Source organism: Mesorhizobium sp. P2_D6 (assembly GCF_056404315.1).
Map to the genome: position 1 here is coordinate 389455 of NZ_JBFUEG010000002.1, position 26969 is coordinate 416423.

Sequence of the window (26969 nt, forward strand, 5' to 3'; positions counted from 1 at the left end):
CGTCTGTAGACTGATAGTCGGCGTTCACGAATGTCTCGTCCGTGGACATTCGCAAACGCCTCGGTAAAAATCTTAAGCGCCTTCGCAAGGCGACGGAATTGTCGCAAGAGGCGTTCGCCGACAAAGTCGGTATTCATCGCACTTATGTCAGTGATTTGGAGCGGGGTGCTCGGAACCCCACCATTACAATCGTCGAAAGGCTGGCGGTTTTCCTGGCGGTGCGTCCGGGGGAGTTGCTGGACGAATAATTGAGCAACAGAAGCGGTCGTTCGTCAGGTGCGACGCTACTCTCGGCTTACACTGAAATCTGTTTGGAACCTGTGTCGGCTTTGCCCAGAAGCCATCTGCGCCAGTTCTCGAATGACCGCAGTTGGGTCGAAAGCTGCCAGTCAGCGAAGTCGTCGTGTTGGGGGTGCCAGACGCAATCTGGGGGAGGTCGGTGTTGCGGTTGTGTGGTTGCGCCAGGCATCGACGCCACAACGCTCTACATTGATACGCCTGGTTGCAAGACTGCCCGCTACAAGCTGCCGAAGCGGTATCTGTTCTGGAATGAACTGGCGAAATCCGGCTTTGTAATGCTAGCCAAGACAGTCACAAAATTTTAATCAGAGAAGTTTTCCGGTGGAGGCTCGCAATGTCCAACAGGCCAATAGAACACACGCTGTTGAATTGAAGGCTCGGTCGAGGGCGCGCCGCGCTCCTTCCCAGCTTACCGGTTTTCGATTACGTCCTTGGCCGGTAGCGCTCGATTCGACTGAGTCTGGGCGCGATCCTCCGAAAGACCGGGTCAGGCACACCCGCGGGCTCTGAACTGGACAGCCATTGCAGATATTGCGTCAGGGCGTCGACCTGGTCATCGTTCGATCCATAGGGGAAGGCAGTCAATTCATCCAGAAAGGCATCGATGCCTGGGATACCCGCGACAATGTGGACGTATTGCGTCGTGATCTTGCCCATGACGGCATCAAGGCGTTGGGTTTTCGAGAGGCCGCCGGGGGCGATCTCGATGACGTTCGCACCCCGCGCCCTGAGTTCCCCCGCCAGAGCGATGCCACTCGATGTCATCTCAACGAGATGACGCGTTGGCTGATATCGTTCGTTCAGCGCCAGGGCTTGAGCCTTGAGCGAGAGATAGTCCAAGCGAGTTCGACTGACGTGTTTCAGGTAACTCACGGCACCGTGTTTCTGGAACACCAGACAGACGGAATAGGATGAGCCGGGACTTATGCTCGATGCGCAATCCCAGGAAAAAATCGTCTCGCCTCCGCTGGGTACGCTTGCGTCCACGGGGAAGTATGCGGCTTTCAGAACGCCAGACTCGCGGGCCGTCGGGCGTTGTTGATACTGGGTCGCGTACACATAGGGGGCCAGCGTATCGATTTCTCTGGCGATGATGGCGGGCGTATATCGGCTCGGCTGCAGGACCTCGCCTTTCTTCCGACGAAACTCAATTTCGCCGCGGTCAATGAACTCGTCATCCTCCGCCTTGAACGGCAACTTGAGATGCTCGAAATCGCGTGTCAGCAAATAGCCGGGCAAGTCACCGGTATGGACCCGGTGCCCGATTGAGACCACCGATTTCCAAGCGGGATTGTTCCCGCGGGTCGAGAAGACGGCCTCGAACGCATTGATGACCGTGTCACGAGAAGCCTGGGACTCGGCCTCCTGCGCCGACAAGGCGTCGTCGATCAAAAGAAGGTCGGCGCCTCGTCCTGTCATTCTCGTCTCAAAGCTGCCGGCTAACAGAGCGCCGCCAGCTTTGGTGCGGAAGTCCATGGTGGCTTGCCTCTCGTCGCTGATCTGCAATCCGGGAAAGATTTCTGCGTATGCCTTGGTCCGCATCATCGCCACGCACTTTGCTGCCAGGTCTCTCGAAAGGCTTTGAGAGTGGGTGACCAGCATGACTTCTCGGTTCGGAAATCTTCCCAGATACCAGGCCATCGTTGCAATCGCCGTATAGGATTTGAGGTGGCGCGGGGGCAGGTTGATGACGAGGTTGCCATCCGTTCGCCGCAGCACTGTCTCTTCGATATGCTGCGCCATGAGATCGATGTAGGGGAAGCGCTCATAGCCCGGCACGGAAAGGCGCAGCATCCGGTCGTTGAACGCCCATAGATGTGTCCGGCAGAGCGCAAGAAAGGCTTCTCGAGAGCGTTCAGTCATGGTTGTCCCCCTCATCTGCAGGCCCCGTATGCCCGGGCTGGGTCATTGCTGGTTCGCTTCGGCTTTGCCCGCCGACCATGCTTCCCAGCCTTCCGGCAACAAAGCGCTCCAAGATCTCGGCCTCTTCGGCAGAAAGGTCTGACACAGCAGGTTTTGAGCTTTCGGGGATCCGAAACTGGTCAGGGACCAGACTTATCAAGATCTGGATCATCTTGACGTTTTTCGCCAAGGCGCCGGCGACAATCGTCTTGGCTATCGCATCCCTTTTCGTGAGAACGTGCTCCTGTCCGTTTTCACGCACCGTGATGGGCTGACTAAGCTCCGTGAGGACCGCAAGTCCGATGTTCTCAATACGCTTGCGTCGCCCTCGCGGATTGCCCGATTGTCCCGGTTTGAACCGGGACTTTTTCGGAGGCTTGCGGTAACCGACCTTTTCGTCTTCGTCCTCGGTGCTCATAGTGAGGCCTCCGGCGACAGGTCGGATGGCACGGCTGCCAGAGCAGCTTGGGCTTTCTCGAACGTTAGACCGTCAGACAGCCGAACGGCTGAAAGGCCGGTCTCTGTCTGCCATCGGCGAATGGCCAGATCGACGAAACGCGGCTCGATCTCCACTCCGAAGCAAATCCGCCTGGATCGTTCGGCCGCGAGCAGCGTCGTTCCGGACCCCAAAAATGGGTCGAAAACGATGTCGCCAGCTTTACTGGAATCGCGCAGCGCATCGGCCACCATTGCCGACGGTTTGACCGTTGGGTGCTCGTTCAGCAGGTGGCGTTCGGGACCTAAGACATTGACACCGCGGTACTGCCAAACGTTCGAGCGCGACCTGCCGTGCTTGCCGAGCTCCACGTTGTTGCGGTGTTTTTCGCCAGCCCGTTTGAATATCGCGACAAGCTCGTGCTGGGATCGCAGAAATGATCCCATGCCAGGATTGGTCTTGACCCAGACAGCGAGGTTCACGAGTTCGAGACCACATGCCTCTGCGGCTATCACCAGAGCGGCAATGTGGCGCCAGTCCATGCAAACATAGGCCAGCCCGCCCGCTGCTAGCCGACCAAAGATTGCAGTCAAAACCGCCCCAAGAAATGCCCCGAACTGTTCCGGTGACATTTCTCCGGAGGCCATCGCAAACTCTTGATGACTTGCCTTGCCTAGACCCGATACGAACCCTTCTATCGGGACATTATACGGGGGGTCGGTGAAGCATACGGATGCAGTCAAGTCGTCGAATAGAAGTTGCAGCAAACCCTCGTCACGGCAGTCGCCGCAAGCCAGGCGATGGGTCGAAGCACCGTTGGTCAGCACCCAGATATCGCCGAGCTTTGAGACAGGCATCTCAACAAGCAAACGTGCGTCGAGTTCTTCAACATCGCCTGGAGCATCGACATCTACCTCGATCGTGTTTTCGATTTCGAGGGTATCGAAGCCCGTCAGGTCAAGTTCGTACCCTACCTCCATCAGGTACCGAAGCTCTTTGGCCAGTGCTTTCTTGTCCCATATTCCCTCTTCGCCGAGCCGGTTCAGCGCGAGCCTTAGGGCTCGCCTGTCTGCCTCGGGCAGATGCGATATGTCGATGGTCAGCATATGGGTCAGACCGGCCTTTTGTGCTGCTGCAAACCTTGCATGACCGTCAACGACATAACCGCCGCCTTCGGTGATGATAGGACTGATCTGCCCATATTTTTCAATAAGCTTAACCAGTTTGCGAATTTTTCCCCCTGCATGGTTTCGAACCGCGTGGGGCGACACCCTCACTTCCGAAATGGGAGTGAGTTTCATCTCGAGATGATTTTTCATTCGGCCGCTCCCAACTGGGTAGGGCTCGTGTCGCGAGGACTAGGGACGTGCAGGAAAACTCCGGCTTGAGAGTGCGGTCTATTACCCACCAAGCGGGCTCGCTGAGGTTCGGGCAGGTAAAACCTGATCTGACGTTCCAGAGCCGCCAGCTGTGGAGTAATGTCCTCCGCGATGCCGACGTACCAATCCTCCACCTGGTCGATGACAGATAGGACCCATCGGATTTGGCGCCCTCTTTGGATTTGAAAACAGGCAGTAAAGGGGAAGGGACCCTTATACCCATGTAGAGGCCCCCAGTGACCTTGGTATGAGCCACCCACGGTCGTGAGGTCGATATCGAAAAAATCGAGCAGGCAATCGCCTTCATCGTCGTCGTACTGTTTGTGACCGAAAGTTTGCCAGAGAGGCCGGCTGGCTTCGAAAAAGGTCAGGTCCTGACGACAGCGCCACCATGCGTCTTGCCGTTGGTGAAGAGCCCACATGGTATCTTCGTCGATTGGAAATGGCCTCCGTGCATCTAGAACCACCAATGCAGAGCCATCTAAGCGGAGCTTATGTTGGTTCGCCCGCGATCGCCGGCCAAGCGGGACGAGGCTCGCCAGTTCAGAGATTGGGGCGAGCCCGAACTCGAACTTGACTCTCTTTGACTGATGCAGAGGATAGGTCGCGACTATTACGTGAGTGATGCTGGCATCGCGGGCCAATTGTAGAGAGGATTCAGATCCTACGGTGTCCAGGTCGGTCTCGACCAAGATCGGAACCAGACGAAGTTTTCGAACTCCGGAAGTTAGCCGTTTACGCTGAGTTGGAGTGAGACAGATACTTTTCGGCACTGAGCTGTTCTGATGCGGGAGAGGGGAAAGGTAGACTCTGGGTCTAATGAGCATGGGGGTATCCTCTTGGCGTCCTGAAGCGCGGCGGATCCGGGACGTGCAGAACCGCTCCCCCTTGAGGGGTATCAATTATCGTGAGACCTGTGGACATTCAGATCGGAACGACGCGGCGCTATTCTGCAGCGAGGCTTCGGAGCGAAGGCACGTGGAAGGACGCGAAATCCTGAGCGATCGACAATGGGCACGGATAGCCCCCTATCTGAGCGGTATTCCGACAGACCCCGGGCGAACTGCTGTGAACAATCGGCTATTTGTCGATGCGGTGTTGTGGAAGGTCCGCGAGGGAAGCCATTGGCGACGGCTTCCAACAGAATACGGTAGATGGAACAGCATCCATCGCCGTTTCACACGCTGGTCAAAGGAAGGATTATGGTATCTAATCTTCAGGCTGCTAGAAGACGAACGTTCCGAATTTTTCATTGAATACAGTAGAATTGTCTGGGCGGAGCAACAGGCGTCGCCGTTTCGAAAACTGATGATCGCCCCATTGAAATATACTTTTGGAATTCGGAATAAGCCTTTTCTCTATGGAAAAATACTTGCACGAGAGGGTGACGGGGACAGGCTATCTTGCGCCTTCCATTCTTTGCCGAACGACACCTCTTCGTACGCGTCGGATCATAGAACGTTCATCGCGGAGCTCCTCAACGGTTGAAATTCCTTGCAAGAATGGATGTCCGCTGAGCGCTGAGGTCGAATGAGCAACTCGTGCCTTCTTTCTAGCAACAGCGCCGGTCCGTCCAGTTCGTACTTCTAGCCCCAAAGTCGCATAATATGCAGTCTGGAATATGGCCGGGTGGCGGCGCAAATCGCGTATTCCGAACAATAGAAATCCGCACATAGTTTCCGGACACAGCACCTGCGAACAACCCGCTGTGCTTCCTGCCGCTCGGGCAGCTTCGCGTATGGCATCGACAGCCGGAGACGGCACCGTCACGGCTTGATCGAGCAATTTCTGCTGCTCGGATCCCATGATGTTCTGTACCGGTGCCTAACGACCTTCTCGATGGTGCCGTCCCGGCTGTAAAGTACCGGGCTTATCTGAACGGAGGCAGCTTTGACGATAGCGTTCATTGTATTTCCCTTCCGGCAAAGACCGGGGTTGAAGCCAAGGTCGATATTGCCGCGCGATGGCCTTTCGAGCGGGTGCCGGTTTGCTCGGCTTCCTCGATCGATGGCGATCGGGACCAGGCAGACCGACATAGGCAATCAGCCGAACGTGAAGCAGAAAACCTCGACGCCCGGGGCGAGAAACGTGATTTCGAATTGGCGATCTGTGATCGGTCCCTGTTGCCGGATCAACTGGAACAGACGCTGCTGGCTCACCGTGCCGTTGCCCTGTTCGTCAACGTCCAGGCCGTGAGATCCGCCTGGTGGCTGACCATCGATCAGGACGCGGAATTTCACGGATGTTCCCGGCGATGCCGGCCCCATTACAAGATGAAGATCGCGGGCGTGGAATCGGTACGTGATGTTGGCATTGGGCTCTGTCGGAGAAGCGCCGTCGCTTCCTATTGTCCAGTCGCCGGACAGCGCCCACTCGTTCAGGCGCAGTTGTGCGGGCGCGTCATAGAGGTGTGGCTTGTTGCGCACCGCACCGCCCGGCGATGCAAAGCCCTGGGTGCGTTTGTAGCCGACGTAGTTTTCCCGAGACTTGAGATTGGCTTTGTCGGCAGCCGCTTCGAGGCCGCGCGCGTCGACCGATACCAAATCGGGGCCGATGCCTTCGGCGCCAGCCTCTGCCAGCAGCCGCTTGATGATCATTTCCGATTGCTCATAGGAGCCCTCGCCGAAATGTTGATCGCGAACGTTTCCTTGCGCATCGATGAAATAGAACGCCGGCCAATAATTGTTGTTGAACCCGCTCCAGATCGCTCCCTCGCTGTCAACGGCGACAGGATAGTCGACGCCAAGCGCTTTCACTTCGCGGCGGACGTTATCGATGTTCTTCTCAAATCGGAATTCCGGCGAGTGGACGCCTATCACGACCAGGCCTTGGCCCTTGTACTTTTCCGCCCAGGCGCGAAGGTAGGGCTGCACGCGCATCCAGTTGATGCAGGTGTAGGTCCAGAAACTGACAAGGACGACTTTCCCGCGAAGCGCTTCCGGCGTCAGTGGCGCCGAATTGAGCCACTCGTTGGCTCCCTTAATAGACGACAACTCCGATTGGTCGGCAATCCAGCCGAGAATCGAGGCATGGACAGATGAACCTTGCGATCCTTTGTATGTCATCGATAGCTCCTTGGCTTCTGCTCCAAAGCTGATGCTCGGAAGGCCGATCGCGGTGATGAACAGGAACGAGGCCAACAATTGGTTCGTCGTCATGCGGAAACTCCTTCCGTGGTCTGACTGTGACCTCCGAATCTCATTTCACCAATTCGACGAGCGGCTTGCCTTTCTCGACGACATAGGTTCCGACCTCAGCCGCGTCGACCGTGCCGACATTCTTCGCGGCATGGGGCACCATGGCGGGTACAAACAGCACGCCGCCGGCATTGATGATTTGCGGTGGCTTACCCTCGAGCTCGTATTCTATCGATCCTTCGAGGACATAGACGATCTCTTCACCGGGATGCCTGTGCATGGGAAAAGCCGCTCCAGGCGCGAAGTCCACGCGTGTCTGGACGGCCTCCTGACCCGGGATGCTGAGATCATGCCTCTGCAGGTCCGTACGCTTTATCCCTGGCATCTGTTCCGTCTGTTGCGCCCAGGTTGTGTTGAATACGGTACCGCTTCCAGCGATCAATATGATCGCACCAATCTGCCTTGCCTTCATGTCGGCCTCCTACAAATTTGTCATGGGCGATCCGGCCAAATGTTCGGCCGGGTGAGATGTGGTGAGATAGTCAGGCCTGCCTGAAGGAATATCGATTCCATCGATATTGGTGATGAACTGCGGCAGTGCATTCAGCTTCGCCTCGACCTTGCGCCAGTCGTAATCGGTGCCCCAGTACTGAACCAGTCCCCGCAGCTTGGCCAACTGAGCACCCTGCGACTGGTCGGTCACGGTCTCCTTGTCGGGCCACCGCGTGGCAGCAAGTCGCCGGCGAAGATCGACCAGTTCCTCTTCTCGGATATGAATGTGGAAGGGATGGATGGCGTCGTTGGACGCCGCAGCACGTAGCGGCGATGGCAGAAGGTTTGCCGTACCAGCAGCCACGACGCCCGTCGTGACTGCGGCTAGAAGTCGACGCCGATCCTGGTTGATACCTTCTGAAGGTTGTCTCTTGTCCATTGTCCAATCCTCTGGTGTCGTTAGGTTTTCTGGAAAGGCCGTCGAGAACGTGCTGTGAGCGAAAGAGAACCGATGCCAATCGAGATCATCTCGCGCGGGGGAGGGAACCGGCGGGGCCGCCGACCGGCATCGGTGACGCTGGCCTTGTGCGATGGCCAGCGGAAAAATTAGAGACCGCGACCGCTGCGTCCACGGCCTTTAGCACCGGCGACATCGCGCGAAACAGGACGTCGGTGGCAATCTTGGGCGACCGACGTCATGCCGGTGCTCATAGAGGGAGCGGTTTGCCGGCTTGCTCGGCGACCATGTATTCGCTGTACCAGGCGGGCCAGTTCTCGTCGCGCTCGCCGCCGTTTCGCTTCTCGTGCTCGCCATGCGCTACTGCAGCACGATGCATGGCAGCCGCAAGCTCGGCCGGCGACGTGAACGTCGTTACATTCGTATCGACGCGCCCTGGCAGTCGAGTGGTGACCTCCTGGAGTAGCCACCGGTTGCCGTCGGGATCGCTGAACGACGCCAGCGAACCGTAGCTTGCCCGGTTCGGAGCTGGGCCATCGATCTGGCCCGAGTTGCCTCGATGGAAAACATCGGTGATCTCGACCCCACGTCCGGCAAGCTCGGCGCGAGCAGCCTCGATGTCGGATACGACCAGAAAAAGCACCGGCTTTTCACCGAGGTGTATCGAAGACGGCGAACCTGGGGGTGTGAGCTGAACGGCCCGAGAGCCGTCACCCCGGACAAAGTCAGCATCCACCCGCCAACCCAAGCCGCTGTAAAAGTTTTTGGCGCGATCGATATCGGCAACCGGGATGACGGCGACCTCAAGCTTCATGTCGACGGCTCGCGCTTTCGGGATTTTGGTCGCGGCTTCGCCGCTCGCCAGCATGGCGTTCATCTTGATCTCCTTTGTTGCGTGGCTGCATCCGTGACAATTCAGATGCCCGGACCAAATTTTTGCCGACACGGGGCGGAAAACAATTGCACGATGGTGTCGGCAATACCTTTGGACTACCAAGTGAAGATCGCAATGCTTACGGCAACGGCCGTAATCATCGAGCCAGCGGTTTCGCGCATGGACGGCAGTGGCGAGGCTGGCACGCCGGTTTCTTTTGGTCGGACGCCGCCAAGTCCGCAGCGCTTAATCAGCCTCGAGGGCTAGGTCGAGTGCCTTCTGCAGTGCGGTGTCGCTAAATGGCTTGAACAGGCATCGTGCCGACCCATTCTTAAGGAGAATCGGTCGAACCGTTTCATCTCTTGGTGCCGTAATGAACACGATTGGGATGGACTGACCTCTGCGCGCCAGCTCTCGCTCAAGATCAGGCCCCGTCATACCAGGCATGGGACGTCAAGAAGCAGACAGTTGGTCTCATTGACCACGCCTGACCCCAGAAACTGCTCGGCCGAAGAGAACGCGTATCTGCACGCCTGTGCGCGTTGAGCCCTTAATATGCAGTCTGGAACTTGTGACCCATGGGGGCCATCAGACACCTCGGTCTTCCCGGCGCTTCCTCCTTGTTGCCTGGCCCGACCTCGAGAGCCGGGCCTGACCTCCCTAGCTCATGGCGTCTGCATCCATGACGGCCTGGGCAAAGGCCTCAGGTGCTTCCTGGGGAAGGTTGTGGCCGATGCCGCCGCTGACGATGCGGTGTGTGTATTTACCTGAGAACTTTTTCGCATAGGCAGCAGCATCAGGATGCGGCGCGCCGTTGGCGTCGCCTTCCAGCGTGATTGCAGGAACGGTGATCACCGGCGCCTGGGCAAGCTGCCTTTCAAGGGCGTCGTACTGTGCTTCGCCTTCGGCGATGCCGAGCCGCCAACGGTAGTTGTGAATGACGATGTCGACGTGGTCGGGATTGTCGAAGGCGGCGGCGCTGCGTTCGAAAGTGGCATCGTCGAAGTTCCACTGCGGCGAGGCGATCTGCCAGATGAGCTTGGCGAAGTCGCGCCGGTATTTCTCGTAGCCGGCGCGTCCGCGCTCGGTGCTGAAATAGTACTGGTACCACCACTGCAACTCGGCTTTCGGCGGCAGCGGCTGCTTGCCGACCTCCTGGTTGCCGATCAAATAGCCGCTCACCGAGACCAGCGCCTTGCAGCGTTCCGGCCACAGTGCGGCGACGATGCCCGCGGTGCGGGCGCCCCAGTCACAACCGCCGATGACCGCCTTGTCGATAGCAAGGGCATCCATCAGGGCGATGACATCGGAGGCGATGACGGACTGCTGTCCGTTGCGCACCGTCGTATCGGACAGGAAGCGGGTCGGACCATAGCCACGCAGGTAGGGAACGATGACGCGATAGCCTTTCGAAGCCAGCACATGCGTGGCATCGGCATAGGTGTGGATGTCATAGGGCCAGCCATGAAGCAGGATAACCGGCTTGCCGTTGGCCGGACCCATTTCGGCATAGCTCACGTTAAGCGCCCCGGCATCGATCTGCTTTAACGGGGGGAAACTATTGCACATTGCCTTTGCCTGATCCGTCGGGGCGGTGGCGGCCTTGGCCGGCACGATCAGCCCCAGTTCGGCGGCGGCCAAAGTCATCGCCGTAGCGCCAATCAGTTGGCGACGACGGACATCGACGGTTGCGGGAGCCTTTTCGGTGTTCATGTCGAATGCCTCTCACATTTTGAATTGCGGGCAACCGACGCTTCATGCGCGCCGGTCGCCGGTGCCAACGGCCGCGTCAGATGAGGCTGACGGTCACATCGATGCTTTTGCTCAACGCCTTGGAATAGGGGCAGATCTGGTGCGCTTCCTCGACGAGGGCTTGCGCGACATCGCGCTCGACGCCTGGCAGGCTGACGTTGAGGCGCGCGCGCAGGAAAAAGCCCTCGCCGCCATAGTTCAGGTCCACTTCGGCGTCGATGGTCGGGTCCGAGGCGAGCGTCACCCTGCGCTTGCGCGCCACGATGTCGAGCGCACCTTCGAAACAGGCCGACCAGCCGGCCGCCAGCATCTGCTCGGGGTTGGTCCCCGGCCGTCCGGAGCCGGGCGGCGAGAACTTGACTTCGAGTTGGCCATCGTCGCTGTGGGCGATGCCGTGATCGCGGCCACCCTGCGTGTGAACCTTGCCGGTGTAGAGGAGCTTCTCGCCCTGCGGGGCCGTTGCTGCTTGTGACATGTTCGTTCCTTCGGTTTCTGAAGATGGTCGGGAAAAAATTGCGGAGCCTGCGTCAGGCCGCTGCGGCTACGCCGTAGCGTGCTGCAGGAAGGCGATTTGACAGATTGGGGATGAGTTTTTGACGGGCCGCTTCGTAAGCGTCCCAGTCGGCAGCGTCGGGCAGTGCGGGGATGGTGACCAGCTCACCCTGGTCGAAGCCGGAAAGAGCTGCATCGACCATGTCCTCGGCGGACATCAGGATCTCGCTAGGAAGATTTTCGAGCGGCCTGCCGGACAGGTCCCAGAAATCCGTGGCGGTGGCGCCTGGCAGAACGGCCTGGATGCGCACGTTGCTGGCGGCCAGCTCCTTGAACAGCGACAGGCTGAGCGCCAGAACGAAAGCTTTCGTGCCGCCATAGACGCCATTCAGGGATTCGGGCCGGACGGCAACGATCGACGCTACGTTGACGATCGCCCCTCCGCCGCGCGCTGCAAAGGATGGAGCTGCGGCATAGGTCAGACGGGTGAGCGCGGTCACGTTCAGCGAAATCATTCGCTCCATTGCATCGACATCGGCTTCCAGCAATGGCGCGACCGAACCAATGCCGGCGTTGTTAACCAGCATGGTGATGCCCGGCTCGGTTGCGAGCAGCGTCTCGATCCGCTTCAAGTCTGCTCTGTCGTTGAGATCCGCGGCAATGAAGTTGACAGCGCGGCCTGTGGCGCGAGAAATGCGTCCCGCCGCCTCGTGGAGCTTTTTCTGGCTGCGTGCAACGAGGATGAGGTCGTAGCCGCGGCGTGCGAGCCTGTCGGCGTAGATCGCGCCGATCCCTGAAGAAGCGCCTGTGACAACTGCGATCCCTTTGGAAGTGGTAGACATTTCATTCTCCGATCAGGTTTGCGCCGGCTGGGGCGATGGATTGTGGGATGCGCGGCCGGGGGGGACCCGGCCGCGCTTGCGGCAGTGAGCGGTGGGGGGAGCCGCTCTGTCGCTTTAGATCTGCTGGCGCAGCGGCCGGAACGCGACACGCAGCTCTTCCGAAAATACTTTCGGCTGTTCCCAGGCAGCGAAGTGGCCGCCTTTGGCGAGCTTGTTGTAGTGAATGAGCTTGGGGTAAGCCTTTTCGGCCCAGCTCTTCGGCGCTGCGTAGATCTCATCGGGGAAAGCGCTCACGGCAACCGGCAGCTTGACGCCGCGAACGTCGAAGAAACCTGCTCCATTCGAGATCTGCGTCGTATCCCAGTAAAGCCGGGCCGAGGAGACCGCCGTGTTCGTCAGCCAGTAAAGCGTGACGTTGTCGAGAATGTCGTCCCGCGTCAGACCTTCGGTTGCCCCGTCGAAGACGCGAGCGATAAGGTCGTAGCTGCGGATGTCGTGATCGAGCATCCATGAAGCCAGACCGACTGGCGAGTCGGCGATGCCGTATAGGCTTTGCGGCCGGTTCGACATTTCCAGCGCATAGCCCAGACCCTTGCCGTAGAATTCGACCAGCTGGTCCCACGCATTGCGTTCTTCCGTGGTCAGATCGGCGGGAGGCGCCTCATGGAACGCGAGTGCCTTCGAGATGTTGGCCGGGACCGTGGCCGCCATGTTGGTATGGATGCCGAGCAATCCCTTCGGCTGCTGCACGGCCATGACCTCGGAAACGGCATTGCCCCAGTCACCGCCCTGGGCCACGTATTTCGTGTAGCCAAGGCGCTGCATCAAGATTGCCCAGGCCTGGCCGATGGTGACAGGGGTCCAGCCAGGCGCTGTCGGCTTGCCGGAGAATCCGTGACCGGGCAGCGAGGGGATCACGACGTGAAACGCGTCAGCTTCGCTGCCGCCATGCGCCGTCGGATCGGTGAGCGGGCCGATGATCTTCAACTGTTCGATGATCGAGCCCGGCCATCCATGTGTCACGATCACGGGCAAGGCATTTTCATGCTTCGAGCGGACATGAATGAAGTGAATGTCCAGTCCATTGATCTCGGTGACGAACTGCGGGAGGGCGTTGAGCCTTGCCTCCACCTTGCGCCAGTCGTGATCGGTCGCCCAGTATTGCGCGAGCTTCTGCGTCGTCGCCAACTGCACGCCCTGGGAGTGGTCCTGGACGGTTTCCTTGTCAGGCCACCGGGTCGCTGCCACTCGCCGGCGCAGATCGTCGAGCTGTTCCTGGGGGATATTGATCTTGAAGGGACGGATCGCTTCCGCAGATGCCGCGCCCAATGCTTTCGGCACCATGCTGATGACGCCGACCGCAGCCGTAGCGGCGAGAAGCTCACGCCTCGTGGGGGAAAGTAGATCTTTTGGCATAACGTGCTCCTATGAGAAGAAAAATTCTTTTGACTTCTGCATAGTTCTGTTTTCAGTGGCGCCTAATCTATTACACGAAGGTATCGGCGATACTTTTGGATTGGTCTGATGATTGTGCAATTTGGAGATGAAGCTACGGAGCAATGCATGACTCGCGCGGGCGCCAAGGCGCCCGCCGCGCTCAGATCGGCAATAATGGACTGCTGGGACTATCCAGCCCGAGGCCGCATGGACGCGGCGAGGCCGCCGTTCCATGCTCGGCCTCCTGACGTCATTTTACGGCTTTAACCGCTTCCAGAATGACCGCAGCCACTTCCTTCGGGTGCGACAGCATCGCAACATGACTGGACGCGATGGTTTTGACATGGGCGTTCATCACCTTCGCGCTGTCCGCAAGCAGCTTGGGATCGATCATCTGGTCATTCTTGGTGACGACCGCCCAGCTGGGCTTCGACTTCCATGCGGCCCTTGTCACCTTCTCGTCGAAGTTCGCGCCGCGCACAGGGCCTTGTGTGATCGCGATCAGGTTGGACTCCGCCTTGGGAACGTCGGGGGCGAAGTATTTGGCGATATCGTCGTGCGACAGTGTCAGAAAGCCCGCGGCGTCAACCTGCGGGTGCGTCAATCCGGGCGGGGTGGGGTAGTTTTTGTTGAGATCGGACGTCGACTGCCCATCGCCAGGAGAGAAAGCGGCGACATAGACCAACGCCTTGACGTGGTCGTCATTGCCGGCCTGGGTAATGACGGTCCCTGCCCAGGAATGGCCGACCAGAACGACAGAGCCCTTTTGCTGCGCGATGGCACGCTGCGTAGCGGCCACGTCGTCGGCAAGCGAGGTCAGCGGATTTTGAACCGCGACCACGTTCAGGCCTTTTGCCTGAAGCAGTGGAATGACCTTGTCCCAGGACGAGCCGTCGGCGAATGCGCCATGGACGAGAACGACTGTCGTTGTGGCTGTCTCCGCCGATGCTATTGTCGAACCGCCGGCGGCGGCGAGGAGCATAGCTCCTGCAAACATCGCGATGCCTGCTCGCCGAATGCCAGATTTTGAGATCGCAATCCTTGTCATGACTTCTCTCCTTGGTGGGCTACATCATTTGCTTATGATGCCCGGACAGATGCCCGTTCGAAGAACGCAGTGCCATTGCACGTTGGTATCGGTGATACTTTTGGATTGGTTCCAGATCACGACGGACGGCATGGAGATGGCTCTGGGCTTAGGGTCGGAAGTGCCCGCCGGCTACATCAGATAGCCGGACACGCCGTCCCACAACAACTTGAACGCCGTCACGATAAGCAATCCATAGCAGGCTCTATAAAGCTGGCGCTGGTCCAGCCTTCCGTGAAGCCGCCAACCAAGCCAGACGCCGGCGGGAATGGCGAGCAGACATATGGCCATCACGATCCAGGTATTGCCTTCCGGCCTCGACAGCAGCAGCCATGGCCCCGCCTTGATCATGTTGCCGACAGTGAAGAACAGGCTCGTCGTGCCTGCATAGACTTCCTTGCTGAGGCCGAGCGGCAGCAGATACATGGCAACCGGCGGTCCGCCCGAATGCGCCACCATGGTGGTGATACCCGACGTAAGACCCGCTGCAACTGCCTTCGGCGGTGAGCGCGGACGGATCGTGACGTTCGCTCCCGCGGCAAACCAGAGGCCGACGAAGACCAGGGTGGTCACCGCCATTACGATCGATATGGCACGGTGATCCAGAACGCGGAAGAGCAGATAACCAAATCCGATCCCGACAACGAGGCCCGGTAACAGCAGCAAAAGGTCGGGTTTCGACCATGTCGAGGACTTCCAGTAACGTAAAGCGACCAGGTCCGAGGCAACGAAAAGCGGAGCGAGAAGACCACCCGCCGTCACCGGATCCATGACGATCGACAACAGCGGAATGCCAATAATGGCGAATCCGCCGCCGAATGCGCCCCTCATGAAAGAGATCAGGAAGACGCCGGCAAAAGCGACAATTATCGTGGCGGCCGTCAGCTCCATGCGGAAACTCCAGCTTCTCGTTGACTATGTATTGGAGATTCAGCCGAGCTGCCGGCGGCACGCGCACCGAGCAACGGCACCGCTGCGTCAGGGCCCAACACGGTTCCTCAATCAACGAACCGGCGGCGTGCCTCGCTGTTGGCTTCAAAGCGCGATCGACCGATGTCCTTCAGCAGGTCGTCGCTCAGTTCGAGCAGCGCCTTGCGTGAGCGCCGCTTCTTCACCTGCCGCTCCAGCCAGGCCATCCGGGACGTGACTGAGAAAGCCGAGTCGCAGGTCTGTTCGAGATCGTCGTTCCGCCCCTTCGGCATCAGGTAGTTTGTCTTGATCGTGGCCATTGTCGTATCCTCTGGTTCCCACTGAACCCTCATAGAACTGGCCCGTCGCAGCAGAAGAATCGATTGCACGAAAGTGTCGGCAATACTTTTGGACTGTCCATGGGTGGAAACCGAGGAACCAACACCAAGGCATAATAGACGTTTGCCGGACGCTGGCGCAGTTTAGCCGATAGGCTGGAAAGGATAGCGCATGAAGACTGATCAGGGTGGCGTACTGGATGCGCTGCCGGCCATGGCGTGGACTGCGCAGCCTGACGGAAGCATTGACCTTTTAAATCGACGCTTGTGCGACTACTGCGGCCTCCGAACGAACGAGAAGCGCGCGCGGGAGTGGCAGGCCGTGGTTCATCCGGACGACCTGCCAGGCCTACTCGAGGACTGGCGATCGATCATCGCTTCCGGCCGGCCCAGCGAGATGGATGCACGCGTACGCCGCGCGGACGGAGAATATCGCAGGTTTGTCATCCAATGCAGCCCGGTGCACGACAACACCGGAAAGCTCAACAAGTGGTGTGGGATCGCAACCGACGTCGAGGATGCGCAGCGTGTTGAGGAGACATTCAAGCAGAGAGAGTTCGATTTTCAGGCGACCGTCGATAGCATTCCGATTCCAGTCGCTGTGACCACGCCAACAGGCGAGGTCGAAGGTCTCAACCAGCTGATGCTCAACTATTTCGGCAAGACGTTCGACGAGTTGAAAGGCTGGAAGGAATCCGAAGTCGTCCACCCCGATGACCTCGAGCACACGATCGCGGCCCAGGTTGCTGCGCATCAGACCGGCGGCTCTTACAACGTCGAGAGTCGCCACCGCCGTGCCGACGGTGTCTACCGCTGGTTTAACGTGCTCGGCATGCCTCTGCGCAATGCGCGTGGTCAAATCCTGCGCTGGTTCCACTTCATGATCGATATCGACGACCGCAAGCGGGCGCTGGAGGCTCTCGCGGTCAGTGAACGCAATCTGCAGCTGACGATCGACACGATGCCAGCAATGGCCTGGTCGGCGCGCGCTGACGGAAGGAACGAGCTCCTTAGCAAGCAGTATGTCGACTATGTCGGTCTCACGCCTGATCAGATACCGGCCTGGGACTCCCTCGACGCGCTGCATCCGGATGACTTTGACTGCATGGTAGCGACCTGGCGCAAGATCGTGGCTTCCGGAATGCCAGGGGAAGGCGAAGCGCGGCTTCGCCGTCACGACGGCGTCTACCGATGGTTCGTGTTCCGCGCCAACCCGCTGCACGACGACAAAGGAAACGTCATCAAATGGTACGGGGTTACCACCGATATCGACGACATGAAGCGGGCACAGGAAGCATTGGCGGCCAGCGAGCGCAACCTTCAAGCGACCCTCGACACCATCCCGGCACGGGTCGGCGTTTTCAGCGATGATGGCACGCACGTCTCTGTCAACAAGCGTACCGTCGAACTCAGCGGCATTCCCAGTTTTGCCGATTGGCGGCTGGTTTTCCATCCCGACGATCTTCCGAACGCGGAGAGCCTATGGCAGCACTGCCTGGCCACTGGGGAACCCTTCGAATGCGAATACCGCGCCCGCATGGCTGACGGCACGTATCGCTGGCATCTGGGGCGTCGCGTGCCGTTGCGCGATGACACTGGAAAGGTGGTCAGATGGTACGGCATCGCACATGACATTGAAGATCGAAAGATTGCCGAGCAGGCTCTGGCGGCCAGTGAACGCAACCTGCAAGCAACAATCGACACGATCCCGGCAAGGGTCGGCGTTTACGATACGTCGGGCAATCGCATTTCCGCTAACAAGCGGGCACTCGAACTGAGCGGCTACTCCATTGGGTCTGATTGGAGGGACGTTTTCCATCCAGACAATCGCGAACGCGCCGAAGAACTCTGGCGTGCGTCTTTGGCCAGCGGCGAGCCGTTCGAATGCGAATACCGCGCGCGGATGGCGGATGGCACATATCGCTGGCACATAGGGCGACGAGTGCCGATGCGCGACGAGACCGGAAAGGTGATCCGCTGGTATGGTGTCAGCACCGACATCGAGGATCGAAAGCGCGCCGAGCAGGCGCTAGCGGCGAGCGAACGCGAATTACGTCTAATCCTGGACTGTATTCCTGCAAGGGTCAGCGTGCACGACACCAATGGCATCCGTGTTTCCGCCAACAGGCAGTCAATCGAGCTCAGTGGTCTGCCGGGGGATGCCGATTGGAGGGAGCTGTTCCATCCGGATGATGTCGGGCTCGCGGAGAAGCTATGGCGCGAGAGTCTCGCCAAGGAAGAGCCCTTCGAGGCTGAGTATCGCGCACGGATGGCGGATGGCACCTATCGTTGGCATCTGGGGCGCCGTGTGCCGATGCGTGACGAGACAGGAAAGGTGATCCACTGGTACGGTGTCAGCTCCGACATTGAGGACCGAAAACGAGCCGAGCAGGCCCTGGTGGCGAGCGAGCGCAATCTGCAGGCAACCATCGACAGCATTCCGGTAAGGGTCGGCATTTACAACGCGGACGGCACAAACGTGTACGTCAACAAGCGTACGCTCGAGCTGAGTGGCCAGCCCAGCGGCGTCGATTTTCGGAGCCTTTTCCATCCCGACGATCTGCCGCTCGTCGACAGTCGCTGGCAAGAATGCCTGGTCACCGAGGAGCCGTTCGAATGCGAATATCGCGCCATCATGGCCGACGGGACGTATCGCTGGCACGTAGGCCGACGCCGGCCAATGCGCGATGAGACAGGAAAGGTCATCCGTTGGTACGGCGTCACCTCGGACATCGAGGATCTAAAGCGCGCCGAGCAGGCACTGACGGCGAGCGAGCGCAGCCTGCAGCTCACCATCGACACGATCCCAACGCTTGCCTGGGCGGCGCGTGTGGACGGCACCGCCGAGTTCCTTAACAAGCACTACCTCGACTATATCGGCCTTACCGCCGAAGGCGCGCAGGATTGGGGCTGGGCGGTCGCGGTCCATCCCGAGGATATGGCTGGTTTGGCTGATACTTGGCAAACCATCATGGCTTCGGGAAAACCAGGGGAGACCGAAGCGCGGCTGCGCCGCCATGATGGCGAATATCGCTGGTTCCTGTTCCGGGCCAATCCGCTGCACGATGATTACGGCAACATCGTCCGATGGTATGGCGTCAACACCGACATCGAAGACCGCAAGCGCAGTGAAGAGGGTTTCCGCGCCATCGTGGAAACGACGCCCGAATGCGTCAAAGTGGTCGCCCGCGACGGCACGGTTCTGCGCACAAATGCGGCCGGCGCGATAATGGCAGGTGTGCCATCCATCGATAATGTCATCGGGCAGCGGTTCTTCGACTTCGTAGCTCCCGAGCACCGAGAAAAATATCACCAGTTCCACGAGAAGATCTGCGCCGGCGAAAAAGGCTTTCTGGAGTTCGACCTCATCAATGCGCAGGGCATTCGCCGGCACATGGAGACGCACGCCGCTCCGCTGCGCAACAGCGATGGTTCAATCGCACAGCTTGGTATCACGCGCGACATGACGGCGCGCAAGCGAGCGGAAGACGCCCTCAGACGCAGCGAGGCATTCCTGGCGGAAGGCCAGCATCTCGCTCGTATGGGCAATCTTTCGTGGCACGTCAGCAGCGGAGAAATCATCTGGTCTGAGCAACTCTACCGCATCTTCGAGTTTGAGCCGGATACGGTCGTGACGCTCGATCGGATCGCTGGCCTGGTCCACCCCGAAGACATGCCGATGATTGTCAATATGATTGAGCGGGCGCAACGAGGCGACCGCGAATTCGAATACCAGCCCCGGATCGTGCTCCCCGACCAGTCGGTCAAATATCTGCACCTGATCGCGCACCGGGCTGGATGCCACGGCGATGGCCAGATCGAATATATCGGCGCCGTTCTTGACATCACACAACGCCGGCTTTCGGAAGAGGCGCTCGAGAAGCTCAGATCGGAGCTTGCGCAGGTCACCCGCATCATGAGCCTCGGCACCTTGACGGCATCGATCGCCCACGAGGTCAACCAACCGCTGGCGGGCATCATCACAAATGCCAGCACGTGCCTGCGCATGCTCGCGGCAGACCCGCCCAATGTCGACGGTGCGAAGGAAACGGCGCGCCGCACAATACGCGACGGCAAGCGTGCTGCGGACGTGATCGCGCGATTGCGCGCGCTGTTCACCAAGCGTGCGGTAACCATCGAGCCGCTCGACCTCAACGACGCCGCGAAAGAGGTCATCGCCTTGTTTTCGGCAGACCTGCAACGCAGTCGAGTCGTCTTGCGCACCGAACTGGCCGACAAATTGCCGCTGGTTGCCGGTGATCGTGTCCAGCTCCAGCAGGTGATCATGAACCTCCTGCGCAATGCCACAGATGCGATGGACGCCATTAACGACCGCCGGCGGCTGTTGTTGATAAGGACCAGCCGTGATGAGGACGGGCAGGTTCGCCTGTCCGTGCAGGATGCCGGTGTGGGTTTCGGGTCTGAAGGAACAGAAAAGCTGTTCGACGCGTTCTACACGACGAAGAGCGATCGCATGGGTATTGGCCTCTCCGTCAGCCGCTCCATCATAGAAAGACACAATGGACGTCTTTGGGCGCAAGCCAATGATGGCCCAGGAGCGACATTCGCGTTTTCGATTCCACATTGTTCAACGGATGCAACATCCGTTGACGACGTTGCCATGACCAAGGTGGCGCGCGGCAGTGCCCAAATCCCATCGGAGTTTTCATGAAATCTGCGCAGCCCCTCGTGTCGATCGTTGATGATGACGAATCCGTACGCGAATCTCTCCCCGATCTGCTCAAGGAGCTGGGCTTCACCGCCAAGGCATTTTCCTCGGCGCAAGACTTCCTGGCATCTGACCACCTCGGCCAAACCAGATGCCTGATCCTCGACGTCGCTATGCCCGGGATGACCGGCCCGGAGTTGCATCTTGAGCTGCTGCGCCGCGGGCAGAAGATTCCAACCATTTTCATCACGGCTCTCAAGGATGACACCGTGCGGCCGCGTCTCATCGAGCAAGGTGCTGTAGATTGCCTGTTCAAGCCGTTCACAGAGGACGCTCTGCAGGAGGCTTTGAATTCGGCGCTACGACCGGACTGATGCGCGTCGCTTGATAGATAAGTGGCAAGGAGGGTAAATGGTTGTGCATACGAAGCTGGCGAATTCACCCGAGCTGACGCCTATGCCGCAGGAAAAACCTCTCGTATTCGTCGTCGACGATGATATTTCGGTCCGAGAATCGCTCGAACTGCTGATACAATCAGCGGGTTGGCAAGCTGAGATGTTCGAGTCGGCACAGCACTTCCTGTCCCGCCCGAGGGCACAGGTTCCGAACTGCCTGGTCCTCGACGTCAACCTTCCCGATTTGAACGGCCTGGATCTGCAGAAGCTGGTTTCCGTGGAACGGACCGAGATGCCGATCATCTTCGTCACCGGCTACGGCGACGTGCCGATGACGGTAAAGGCGATGAAGGCGGGCGCCGTCGAGTTCCTGACCAAGCCTTTCAGCGAAGACGAGATGTTGGCGGCCCTTGAACAGGCTCTCGACCGGAGCAGGACAGCGCTCGCCCTCGAAATCGAGATGCGGGCATTGCGCGAGCGCCACGCATCGCTCAGCCGCCGCGAACAGGAAGTGATGGCCTTGGTCATTACGGGATTGCTGAACAAGCAGGTCGCGTATGAGCTCGGCATCAGCGAGATCACCGTCAAGGCACACCGCGGCAGAGTGATGGAAAAAATGCAGGCCGCATCCTTCGCCGATCTCGTCAATATGGCCGGCAGGCTGCACATCGGCCGCTAACGTCACGCCGAACACGGTCGGTTTGTTCAGCACCACCACCCACCAAATTTTTGGCGCCTGGGGCCCGTAACCAGGCGGTGTCTCACATCAACTGCCGACGGAGGGGGACAAACCTGTCGCGATGTCGCCAGCTTTCGGGGACCGGACAAACCCGAGTCCAAAGTGTTGTCGATACCAACGTACAATAGATATCCAGGCACACTGCCCAAATATGCGTTTGGACACGGGAGCATCAGGCGCTCGCTTTCGGCTCGATCCTACCGGAACCATCGTGGCTTCAAGGCCTGACCGACGGTCCGACCGGCGGGAGGAGAGGTAAGTCGCCGAAGGAACCAGATCAATGTCGAGTTATGGCGACGTCGCTCAGTTGGCTGCTGACCCTATTGTGCAGACGGGTACGCTCGCCGCGCTGGGAACGGTGTCTACGCGGCTGGCGCTTCGCAAGCGGTCCGACCGCCAGCTGGTCGGACAACTGGCTCTGTTTGCCGCGCTCACTGCTCTGCTGATATCCCAAGGCATCGTTCCGTACGCGCCAGGGCCACAGGACGCCTCCGGTCTGCTGCGCTTTTTCGTAGGACTCGCCAAGATCGCGTGGTGGACCAGCGCAGCCTGGTCGCTGATCAGCCTCGTGCGTGTGTTCGTGATTTTCGAGGGACGTGTTCGCGAAGGTCGCTTTCTACAGGATCTCGTTGTCGGCATCATCTACATCGGTGCAGTGCTGTCAGTGGTCACCTATGTCTTCAATGCTCCGATCGGTACCCTCATTGCCACCTCCGGCGCCATCGCGGTGATCCTTGGCCTAGCTTTGCAAAGCACATTGAGTGACGTGTTCTCGGGCATCGCGCTCAATCTGGCCAGGCCGTACGGGATCGGTGACTGGCTCGTACTCGGCAACGCGATGGAGGGTAAGGTTGTCGAGACCAATTGGCGCGCAACACACTTGCTGACCGGCGCGAATGATCTGGTCATTGTTCCCAACAGTGATCTCGCGAAAGCGCGACTCACAAATCTGAGCACTCCCGAGCGCAGCCACGGCGTGACACTCACAATACGTTTGCGGCCGACAACAGCGCCGTCTGCCATGATCGACTTGATGCATTCTGTCCTGCTCAGCAGCACGTCCATCTTGAGAACCCCAGAGCCTAGTGTTCACGTAACCTCGCTCGATGCGAACGCAGTCGAACTGGAGGTAGCGTTCAGAGTTGCCGACGTGTCCCTGGTGGGTGTTGCAAAAACCGAGATATTTGATCTGACCTATCGCCACGCGAAAGCCGCAGGGCTGGTTCTCGCCCAACCTCCCGACGGCGGCATCGCCGTTGCCGCATCGGCTTCGGGCGCTTTGTCCGCCGGGCTTCGCGCCACGCAGATGCGGCTGCTCGACGCCGTTCCACTGTTTGCGCCTCTGACAGAGGATGAAAAGGAAGCCCTTGCTTCGACGATGACGCGCCGCACCTTTCGCAAAGGCGAGGTATTCGTTGAGCAGGGTAGCGTGCTGAAATCCCTTATGATCCTTCGCAGCGGCGTGGCCGTGGTCACGCGACGGCGCGAGGGTGTCACCGACGAGGCGGCCGAACTGGCCAGGCTGGCGCCGGGTGATTTCTTTGGAGAGGGCGGTCTGCTGACCGGTGCGGGGGAACCCGGTTCCATCACGGCGCTGACCCCTGTCGTGGTTTATGAGATCACCCAGGAAGGGTTGGCGCCGCTCATGCGGGACCGGCCGACTATTGCGGATGAGCTCGGTTCGCTCCTGTCCAGGCGGACCGCAGCGGAGCAGTCCAGGCTTGATGATCGTGGCGGCTCTGTACTGCCGAAATTAGATCCCCGTCTGACCGCCCGTATCCGGCATCTGTTCCATCTTTGATTGAATTCTGACCCCCATACCAAAGTATCTACGATACAATCGTACTATTTATTCGAGCGTATTAGCTTTGCATATTGGTAATAATTCAACGCACCGACTTGCCAGGCAAGGATTTACTGCCATGGTGGCGGTGCATCGATGGAGAGATCGATATGCCTTCTGCAACTGCCTTGAAGCAGGCTCGTGAGCCAAAGCCGCTGCCGGCGCCCAACGCCGATTTCTATCAGATCGAGGACACGTTGAGTGCCGAGGAACGTGCAATCCTCACCAAGGTGCACGATTTCATGGAGACCAGGGTCGCGCCAATCATCAACGATTACTGGGTCAGAGATGCTTTTCCGTTCGAGTTGATCGAACCGCTGAAGGCACTCGATATTGGCGGCCTCAACGTTGGCGACTACAGCTCCAGGCTGAAGGGCTTGGTGGCGATGGAGATGTCGCGCGTCGACCCTTCGTTCACGACTTTCTTTGGTGTTCACACCGGCCTTGCCATGGGGACGATCGCCCTGCTGGGTTCCGAGGAGCAGCGGCAGAAATGGCTGCCGCCCATGGCGCGGCTGGAGATCATCGGCTGCTTCGGCCTGACCGAGCCGCTGGTTGGCTCGGGGACGGGTGGCGGACTTCTGACGACCGCGAAACGCGAAGGCGATAGCTGGGTCCTCAACGGTGAAAAAAAGTGGATTGGCAACGCACCCTGGTGCGACGTGTCGATCATCTGGGCGCGCGACCTGGATGACAACCAGGTCAAGGGGTTCATCGTCGAGAACAAGACAACGTCCGGTTTCAGCGTGGCGAAGATCGAGAACAAGATGGCGCTCAAGGTGGTCCAGAACGGTCTGATCACCATGAAGAACTGTCGTGTTCCGGAAGCCAACCGCCTGCAGAACGCCAATTCGTTCCGCGATACCGCCCACGTGCTGCGCGAGACTCGCTCCGGCGTCGGCTGGATGTCGACCGGCGTGCAGATGGGCGCTTACGAAGCCGCGGTGAAATACACCCAGCAGCGCATTCAGTTCGGCAAGCCGATTGCCTCGTTCCAGATGATCCAGGATCTCATCGCCAAAATGCTCGCCAATGTAACGGCGTGCCAGGCGCTGATGTTCCGCCTCGAGGAACTCCACGGCGAGGGCAAGCTTCTCGACCAGCATGCGTCGCTCGCAAAAGCATTCACAACGCAGCGGATGCGCGAGACGGTCGCCTGGGCGCGTGAGGTGCATGGCGCCAATGGCATCATCGTCGACAACAATGTCGGACGCCTGTTTGCCGACGCCGAGGCGCTCTACTCCTATGAGGGCACCTTCCAGATGCAGAACCTTATTGTCGGCAAAGCCGCCACCGGCTTCAGCGCCTTCGTTTGAGGCGCTGACTGCCGGAGCGGTCAAACATCCCGTCATTCACTTCCAAACTCAGGAGACGATCCATGAGCTCGCCCGCTATTGCGCAGACACTTGAGCAAGCCATGAGCTTGCCGGTCAACGAACCGAGCACCGGACCGGTTCTCGACAATGTGCTTTACGAGAAAAGAGGCACCATCGCCTATGTGACGATCAATCGTCCGAAAGTGCTGAACGCGCTCAATCGGGCCACTTGGCTGGATATTCGATCGGCGTTCGAGGACGCGCGTGACGATACCGCGGTGCGCGGCGTCATTCTTACCGGCTCCGGCGACAAGGCGTTTGTCGCCGGTGCCGACATCAGCGAGCTGGCGCATGTAAGCGCGGTCGAGGCGGAGGCATCGAGCCGTCTTGGACAGGCAGTGCTCGATCTGGTGGAAAATCTTGGCAAGCCAGTCATTGCTGCAATCAACGGCTTTGCGCTGGGCGGCGGCTGCGAGACGGCAATGGCCTGCACCATCCGCATCGCCGTGCCGCAAGCCAAATTCGGCCAGCCTGAGGTGAAGCTGGGATTGCTCCCCGGTGGCGGCGGCACCCAAAGGTTGCCCCGCCTGATCGGCAAGGGCCGCGCGCTTCAGCTCATTTTGACTGGCGGCCTGATCGACGCCGAGGAGGCTTATCGCATCGGCCTTGTCAACGAGATCGTGCCGGCAGCCGAACTGATGGCGCGCGCGGAAGCGATCCTCCAGCAGATCGCCGCCAACGGACCGATAGCCGTGCGCTACGCGCTCGAAGCCACCCATAAGGGCACGGACACGAGCCAGAGCGAAGGCCTGGCCCTCGAAGCCGCCTATTTCGGCCTCTGCGCCGGAACAGAAGACAAGAAGGAGGGCACGTCCGCCTTCCTCGAGAAACGTGCGCCCCAATTCCACGGGCACTGAACCGCAAGATTTCAGGAGAACGAAAATGACGACCGACAACATCTTTTCCGGGCTGAAGGTGGTGGACTTCTCAAGCTTCGTCGCCGGTCCCAGTGCCGCAGTAATCCTGTCGGACTTCGGCGCCGACGTCATCAAGGTCGAGCCGCCGACAGGCGACCCCTGGAGACACGGGCACCAGGTCGCACCGCAGCCACTGGCAGATGATCCCTATCAATGGCATCTCGCCAACCGTAACAAGCGCAGCATCGCGCTCGATCTGAAATCACTCAGCGCGCAGCAGGTGCTGCAGAAGCTCGTCGCCTGGGCCGACGTCCTCGTCGTCAACACGCCACACCACGCCCGCGCCAAGCTCAAGCTTGAATACAGCGATGTCGTGGAATGGAATCCGAGGCTGATCTACGCCGACCTAACCGGTTTCGGCGAAAACGGGCCGGACGCGAACCTGCCCGGCTTCGATATCACCTCCTATTGGGCCCGCAGCGGGCTGCTGTCGATGACGCGCGATGCCGGTGCGCCGCCAACCTGGCCGGTGGGCGGCAGCGGCGACAACGCGACGGCCATGGGGCTTTATTCGGCGATCGTAACGGCGCTTTATCGGCGTGAGCGCACGGGCAAGGGCGCCTACGTTACGACCTCGCTGCTTGCCGAGGGCGTCTGGTCGGCAAGCGTCTCGATCCAGGGTGCGTTGGCCGGCGCCAAGTTTGCCGCCCCGCACGACCGCGGGAACCCCGCCAATGCGGGGCTTAACATCTACAAGGCCTCCGACGGAACCTGGTTCGCCCTGATCATTACCCCCGACAAGGTCGCGGATGTGGCAAAGGCGATCGGGCGCGAAGACCTCCTCGCAGACCCACGCTTTTCCGACCACGCAAAGCTCGCGGCAAACCGACCGCAACTGACGGCTATCCTCGACGAAGTCTTTGGCGAGCAGCCGATGGCGCATTGGTACGATGTCTTCAACGGTGTCCACGTCACGTTCGGCGCCATTCGCGGCCCGCAAGAGGTAATCCAGGATCCGCAGCTGCGGCTGAACGACATCGTCGTTCCGCTCGAAGGCGCGGGAGGCAGGCTGACCGAAACGATCAGCAGTCCAATTCAGGTGCACGGCGTAACCAAGGTTCCCGCCAGGGGTGCTCCCGGCCTTGGTGAACACACCGAGGAGATCCTGCGACAGGTCGGATTCGATGCCAAGGGCATCGACAGCCTGCGGGCCAGCGGCGCCGTGCCGAAGGCACAGGAACGCGCTGCATAGCGGA

General features: G+C 59.5%; 24 protein-coding genes. 9 read left to right on the top strand and 15 right to left on the bottom strand.

The window, feature by feature from the left end:
• Positions 1 to 41 precede the first annotated feature (41 nt).
• The gene (locus AC1D1L_RS05055; protein WP_477339307.1) at positions 42 to 248 is read left to right on the top strand and encodes a helix-turn-helix domain-containing protein; all 207 of its coding nucleotides are present in this window, start codon (positions 42 to 44) and stop codon (positions 246 to 248) included.
• A gap of 475 nt (positions 249 to 723) precedes the next feature.
• Here the strand turns inward: AC1D1L_RS05055 and AC1D1L_RS05060 are convergent, their stop codons facing one another.
• From AC1D1L_RS05060 to AC1D1L_RS05070, 3 genes are read right to left on the bottom strand one after another with little or no spacing between them, the layout of a single operon-like run.
• Positions 724 to 2163, bottom strand: coding sequence for a phage terminase large subunit family protein (locus AC1D1L_RS05060; protein WP_477339309.1), 1440 nt, complete (start codon positions 2161 to 2163; stop codon positions 724 to 726).
• Positions 2156 to 2620, bottom strand: coding sequence for a DUF5681 domain-containing protein (locus AC1D1L_RS05065; protein WP_477339311.1), 465 nt, complete (start codon positions 2618 to 2620; stop codon positions 2156 to 2158). The genes AC1D1L_RS05060 and AC1D1L_RS05065 overlap by 8 nt, the downstream gene beginning before the upstream one ends.
• On the bottom strand, positions 2617 to 3957 hold the full coding sequence (locus tag AC1D1L_RS05070) for a DNA modification methylase (protein ID WP_477339313.1): 1341 nt from the start codon (positions 3955 to 3957) through the stop codon (positions 2617 to 2619). Before AC1D1L_RS05070 ends, AC1D1L_RS05065 begins: the two co-directional genes overlap by 4 nt.
• Positions 3958 to 4842: 885 nt before the next feature.
• Here AC1D1L_RS05070 and AC1D1L_RS05075 point away from each other — a divergent pair.
• Positions 4843 to 5505: a transposase gene (locus AC1D1L_RS05075; RefSeq protein WP_477339760.1), complete on the top strand. Its 663-nt coding sequence runs from the start codon at positions 4843 to 4845 to the stop codon at positions 5503 to 5505.
• A 554-nt stretch (positions 5506 to 6059) separates the two neighbouring features.
• Here the strand turns inward: AC1D1L_RS05075 and AC1D1L_RS05080 are convergent.
• From AC1D1L_RS05080 to AC1D1L_RS05135, 12 genes are all read right to left on the bottom strand, one after another.
• Positions 6060 to 7175: a redoxin family protein gene (locus tag AC1D1L_RS05080; protein WP_477339315.1), complete on the bottom strand. Its 1116-nt coding sequence runs from the start codon at positions 7173 to 7175 to the stop codon at positions 6060 to 6062.
• 40 nt (positions 7176 to 7215) lie between these two features.
• A complete protein-coding gene (locus AC1D1L_RS05085; RefSeq protein ID WP_477339317.1) occupies positions 7216 to 7626 on the bottom strand; it encodes a cupin domain-containing protein in 411 nt (136 codons plus the stop codon).
• A gap of 9 nt (positions 7627 to 7635) precedes the next feature.
• On the bottom strand, positions 7636 to 8085 hold the full coding sequence (locus tag AC1D1L_RS05090; RefSeq protein ID WP_477339319.1) for an epoxide hydrolase N-terminal domain-containing protein: 450 nt from the start codon (positions 8083 to 8085) through the stop codon (positions 7636 to 7638).
• A gap of 268 nt (positions 8086 to 8353) precedes the next feature.
• The gene (locus tag AC1D1L_RS05095) at positions 8354 to 8980 is read right to left on the bottom strand and encodes a VOC family protein (protein ID WP_477339321.1); all 627 of its coding nucleotides are present in this window, start codon (positions 8978 to 8980) and stop codon (positions 8354 to 8356) included.
• A gap of 243 nt (positions 8981 to 9223) precedes the next feature.
• Positions 9224 to 9424, bottom strand: a complete 201-nt coding sequence (locus tag AC1D1L_RS05100; protein WP_477339323.1) for a response regulator — start codon at positions 9422 to 9424, stop codon at positions 9224 to 9226.
• Between the two features lie 213 nt (positions 9425 to 9637).
• A complete protein-coding gene (locus AC1D1L_RS05105) occupies positions 9638 to 10690 on the bottom strand; it encodes an alpha/beta fold hydrolase (RefSeq protein ID WP_477339325.1) in 1053 nt (350 codons plus the stop codon).
• A 76-nt stretch (positions 10691 to 10766) separates the two neighbouring features.
• Positions 10767 to 11204: an organic hydroperoxide resistance protein gene (locus AC1D1L_RS05110; RefSeq protein ID WP_477339326.1), complete on the bottom strand. Its 438-nt coding sequence runs from the start codon at positions 11202 to 11204 to the stop codon at positions 10767 to 10769.
• A 52-nt stretch (positions 11205 to 11256) separates the two neighbouring features.
• Entirely contained in the window at positions 11257 to 12063 is an 807-nt protein-coding gene (locus tag AC1D1L_RS05115; RefSeq protein WP_477339328.1) for an SDR family NAD(P)-dependent oxidoreductase, read from the bottom strand.
• Positions 12064 to 12177: 114 nt separating this feature from the next.
• On the bottom strand, positions 12178 to 13479 hold the full coding sequence (locus AC1D1L_RS05120) for an epoxide hydrolase family protein (RefSeq protein WP_477339330.1): 1302 nt from the start codon (positions 13477 to 13479) through the stop codon (positions 12178 to 12180).
• A gap of 271 nt (positions 13480 to 13750) precedes the next feature.
• Complete coding sequence (locus AC1D1L_RS05125) at positions 13751 to 14548, bottom strand: alpha/beta fold hydrolase (RefSeq protein ID WP_477339332.1); 798 nt, start codon at positions 14546 to 14548, stop codon at positions 13751 to 13753.
• A 171-nt stretch (positions 14549 to 14719) separates the two neighbouring features.
• Positions 14720 to 15478 carry a sulfite exporter TauE/SafE family protein gene (locus AC1D1L_RS05130; protein WP_477339334.1) on the bottom strand — a complete coding sequence of 253 codons (759 nt, stop codon included), beginning with the start codon at positions 15476 to 15478 and terminating at the stop codon, positions 14720 to 14722.
• Between the two features lie 107 nt (positions 15479 to 15585).
• Complete coding sequence (locus AC1D1L_RS05135) at positions 15586 to 15816, bottom strand: DUF1127 domain-containing protein (protein WP_477339336.1); 231 nt, start codon at positions 15814 to 15816, stop codon at positions 15586 to 15588.
• A gap of 190 nt (positions 15817 to 16006) precedes the next feature.
• Between AC1D1L_RS05135 and AC1D1L_RS05140 the strand changes: the two genes are divergently transcribed.
• From AC1D1L_RS05140 to AC1D1L_RS05170, 7 genes are all read left to right on the top strand, one after another.
• Positions 16007 to 20506 carry a PAS domain-containing protein gene (locus AC1D1L_RS05140; protein ID WP_477339338.1) on the top strand — a complete coding sequence of 1500 codons (4500 nt, stop codon included), beginning with the start codon at positions 16007 to 16009 and terminating at the stop codon, positions 20504 to 20506.
• On the top strand, positions 20503 to 20877 hold the full coding sequence (locus tag AC1D1L_RS05145) for a response regulator (protein WP_477339340.1): 375 nt from the start codon (positions 20503 to 20505) through the stop codon (positions 20875 to 20877). Before AC1D1L_RS05140 ends, AC1D1L_RS05145 begins: the two co-directional genes overlap by 4 nt.
• 82 nt (positions 20878 to 20959) lie before the next feature.
• Entirely contained in the window at positions 20960 to 21577 is a 618-nt protein-coding gene (locus tag AC1D1L_RS05150) for a response regulator transcription factor (RefSeq protein ID WP_477339762.1), read from the top strand.
• A 340-nt stretch (positions 21578 to 21917) separates the two neighbouring features.
• Positions 21918 to 23438 carry a mechanosensitive ion channel domain-containing protein gene (locus AC1D1L_RS05155; RefSeq protein WP_477339342.1) on the top strand — a complete coding sequence of 507 codons (1521 nt, stop codon included), beginning with the start codon at positions 21918 to 21920 and terminating at the stop codon, positions 23436 to 23438.
• 152 nt (positions 23439 to 23590) lie between these two features.
• Positions 23591 to 24796, top strand: coding sequence for an acyl-CoA dehydrogenase family protein (locus AC1D1L_RS05160; protein ID WP_477339344.1), 1206 nt, complete (start codon positions 23591 to 23593; stop codon positions 24794 to 24796).
• A gap of 62 nt (positions 24797 to 24858) precedes the next feature.
• Positions 24859 to 25713 (top strand): enoyl-CoA hydratase-related protein, encoded by an 855-nt coding sequence (locus AC1D1L_RS05165; protein ID WP_477339346.1) that lies wholly within the window; start codon positions 24859 to 24861, stop codon positions 25711 to 25713.
• A gap of 25 nt (positions 25714 to 25738) precedes the next feature.
• The gene (locus AC1D1L_RS05170; RefSeq protein ID WP_477339348.1) at positions 25739 to 26965 is read left to right on the top strand and encodes a CaiB/BaiF CoA transferase family protein; all 1227 of its coding nucleotides are present in this window, start codon (positions 25739 to 25741) and stop codon (positions 26963 to 26965) included.
• Positions 26966 to 26969 lie beyond the last annotated feature (4 nt).

What these genes read in the sequence shown, in the direction of transcription:
- AC1D1L_RS05075 (WP_477339760.1), top strand. Translation starts at nt 4,843, where the DNA reads ATGGGGGTATCCTCTTGGCGTCCTGAAGCGCGGCGGATCCGGGACGTG.
- AC1D1L_RS05080 (WP_477339315.1), bottom strand. Translation starts at nt 7,175, where the DNA reads ATGACGACGAACCAATTGTTGGCCTCGTTCCTGTTCATCACCGCGATC.
- AC1D1L_RS05145 (WP_477339340.1), top strand. Translation starts at nt 20,503, where the DNA reads ATGAAATCTGCGCAGCCCCTCGTGTCGATCGTTGATGATGACGAATCC.
- AC1D1L_RS05070 (WP_477339313.1), bottom strand. Translation starts at nt 3,957, where the DNA reads ATGAAAAATCATCTCGAGATGAAACTCACTCCCATTTCGGAAGTGAGG.
- AC1D1L_RS05160 (WP_477339344.1), top strand. Translation starts at nt 23,591, where the DNA reads ATGCCTTCTGCAACTGCCTTGAAGCAGGCTCGTGAGCCAAAGCCGCTG.
- AC1D1L_RS05125 (WP_477339332.1), bottom strand. Translation starts at nt 14,548, where the DNA reads ATGACAAGGATTGCGATCTCAAAATCTGGCATTCGGCGAGCAGGCATC.
- AC1D1L_RS05090 (WP_477339319.1), bottom strand. Translation starts at nt 8,085, where the DNA reads ATGGACAAGAGACAACCTTCAGAAGGTATCAACCAGGATCGGCGTCGA.
- AC1D1L_RS05110 (WP_477339326.1), bottom strand. Translation starts at nt 11,204, where the DNA reads ATGTCACAAGCAGCAACGGCCCCGCAGGGCGAGAAGCTCCTCTACACC.
- AC1D1L_RS05095 (WP_477339321.1), bottom strand. Translation starts at nt 8,980, where the DNA reads ATGAACGCCATGCTGGCGAGCGGCGAAGCCGCGACCAAAATCCCGAAA.
- AC1D1L_RS05085 (WP_477339317.1), bottom strand. Translation starts at nt 7,626, where the DNA reads ATGAAGGCAAGGCAGATTGGTGCGATCATATTGATCGCTGGAAGCGGT.
- AC1D1L_RS05140 (WP_477339338.1), top strand. Translation starts at nt 16,007, where the DNA reads ATGAAGACTGATCAGGGTGGCGTACTGGATGCGCTGCCGGCCATGGCG.
- AC1D1L_RS05105 (WP_477339325.1), bottom strand. Translation starts at nt 10,690, where the DNA reads ATGAACACCGAAAAGGCTCCCGCAACCGTCGATGTCCGTCGTCGCCAA.
- AC1D1L_RS05170 (WP_477339348.1), top strand. Translation starts at nt 25,739, where the DNA reads ATGACGACCGACAACATCTTTTCCGGGCTGAAGGTGGTGGACTTCTCA.
- AC1D1L_RS05065 (WP_477339311.1), bottom strand. Translation starts at nt 2,620, where the DNA reads ATGAGCACCGAGGACGAAGACGAAAAGGTCGGTTACCGCAAGCCTCCG.
- AC1D1L_RS05120 (WP_477339330.1), bottom strand. Translation starts at nt 13,479, where the DNA reads ATGCCAAAAGATCTACTTTCCCCCACGAGGCGTGAGCTTCTCGCCGCT.
- AC1D1L_RS05130 (WP_477339334.1), bottom strand. Translation starts at nt 15,478, where the DNA reads ATGGAGCTGACGGCCGCCACGATAATTGTCGCTTTTGCCGGCGTCTTC.
- AC1D1L_RS05115 (WP_477339328.1), bottom strand. Translation starts at nt 12,063, where the DNA reads ATGTCTACCACTTCCAAAGGGATCGCAGTTGTCACAGGCGCTTCTTCA.
- AC1D1L_RS05165 (WP_477339346.1), top strand. Translation starts at nt 24,859, where the DNA reads ATGAGCTCGCCCGCTATTGCGCAGACACTTGAGCAAGCCATGAGCTTG.
- AC1D1L_RS05100 (WP_477339323.1), bottom strand. Translation starts at nt 9,424, where the DNA reads ATGCCTGGTATGACGGGGCCTGATCTTGAGCGAGAGCTGGCGCGCAGA.
- AC1D1L_RS05150 (WP_477339762.1), top strand. Translation starts at nt 20,960, where the DNA reads ATGCCGCAGGAAAAACCTCTCGTATTCGTCGTCGACGATGATATTTCG.
- AC1D1L_RS05060 (WP_477339309.1), bottom strand. Translation starts at nt 2,163, where the DNA reads ATGACTGAACGCTCTCGAGAAGCCTTTCTTGCGCTCTGCCGGACACAT.
- AC1D1L_RS05155 (WP_477339342.1), top strand. Translation starts at nt 21,918, where the DNA reads ATGTCGAGTTATGGCGACGTCGCTCAGTTGGCTGCTGACCCTATTGTG.
- AC1D1L_RS05135 (WP_477339336.1), bottom strand. Translation starts at nt 15,816, where the DNA reads ATGGCCACGATCAAGACAAACTACCTGATGCCGAAGGGGCGGAACGAC.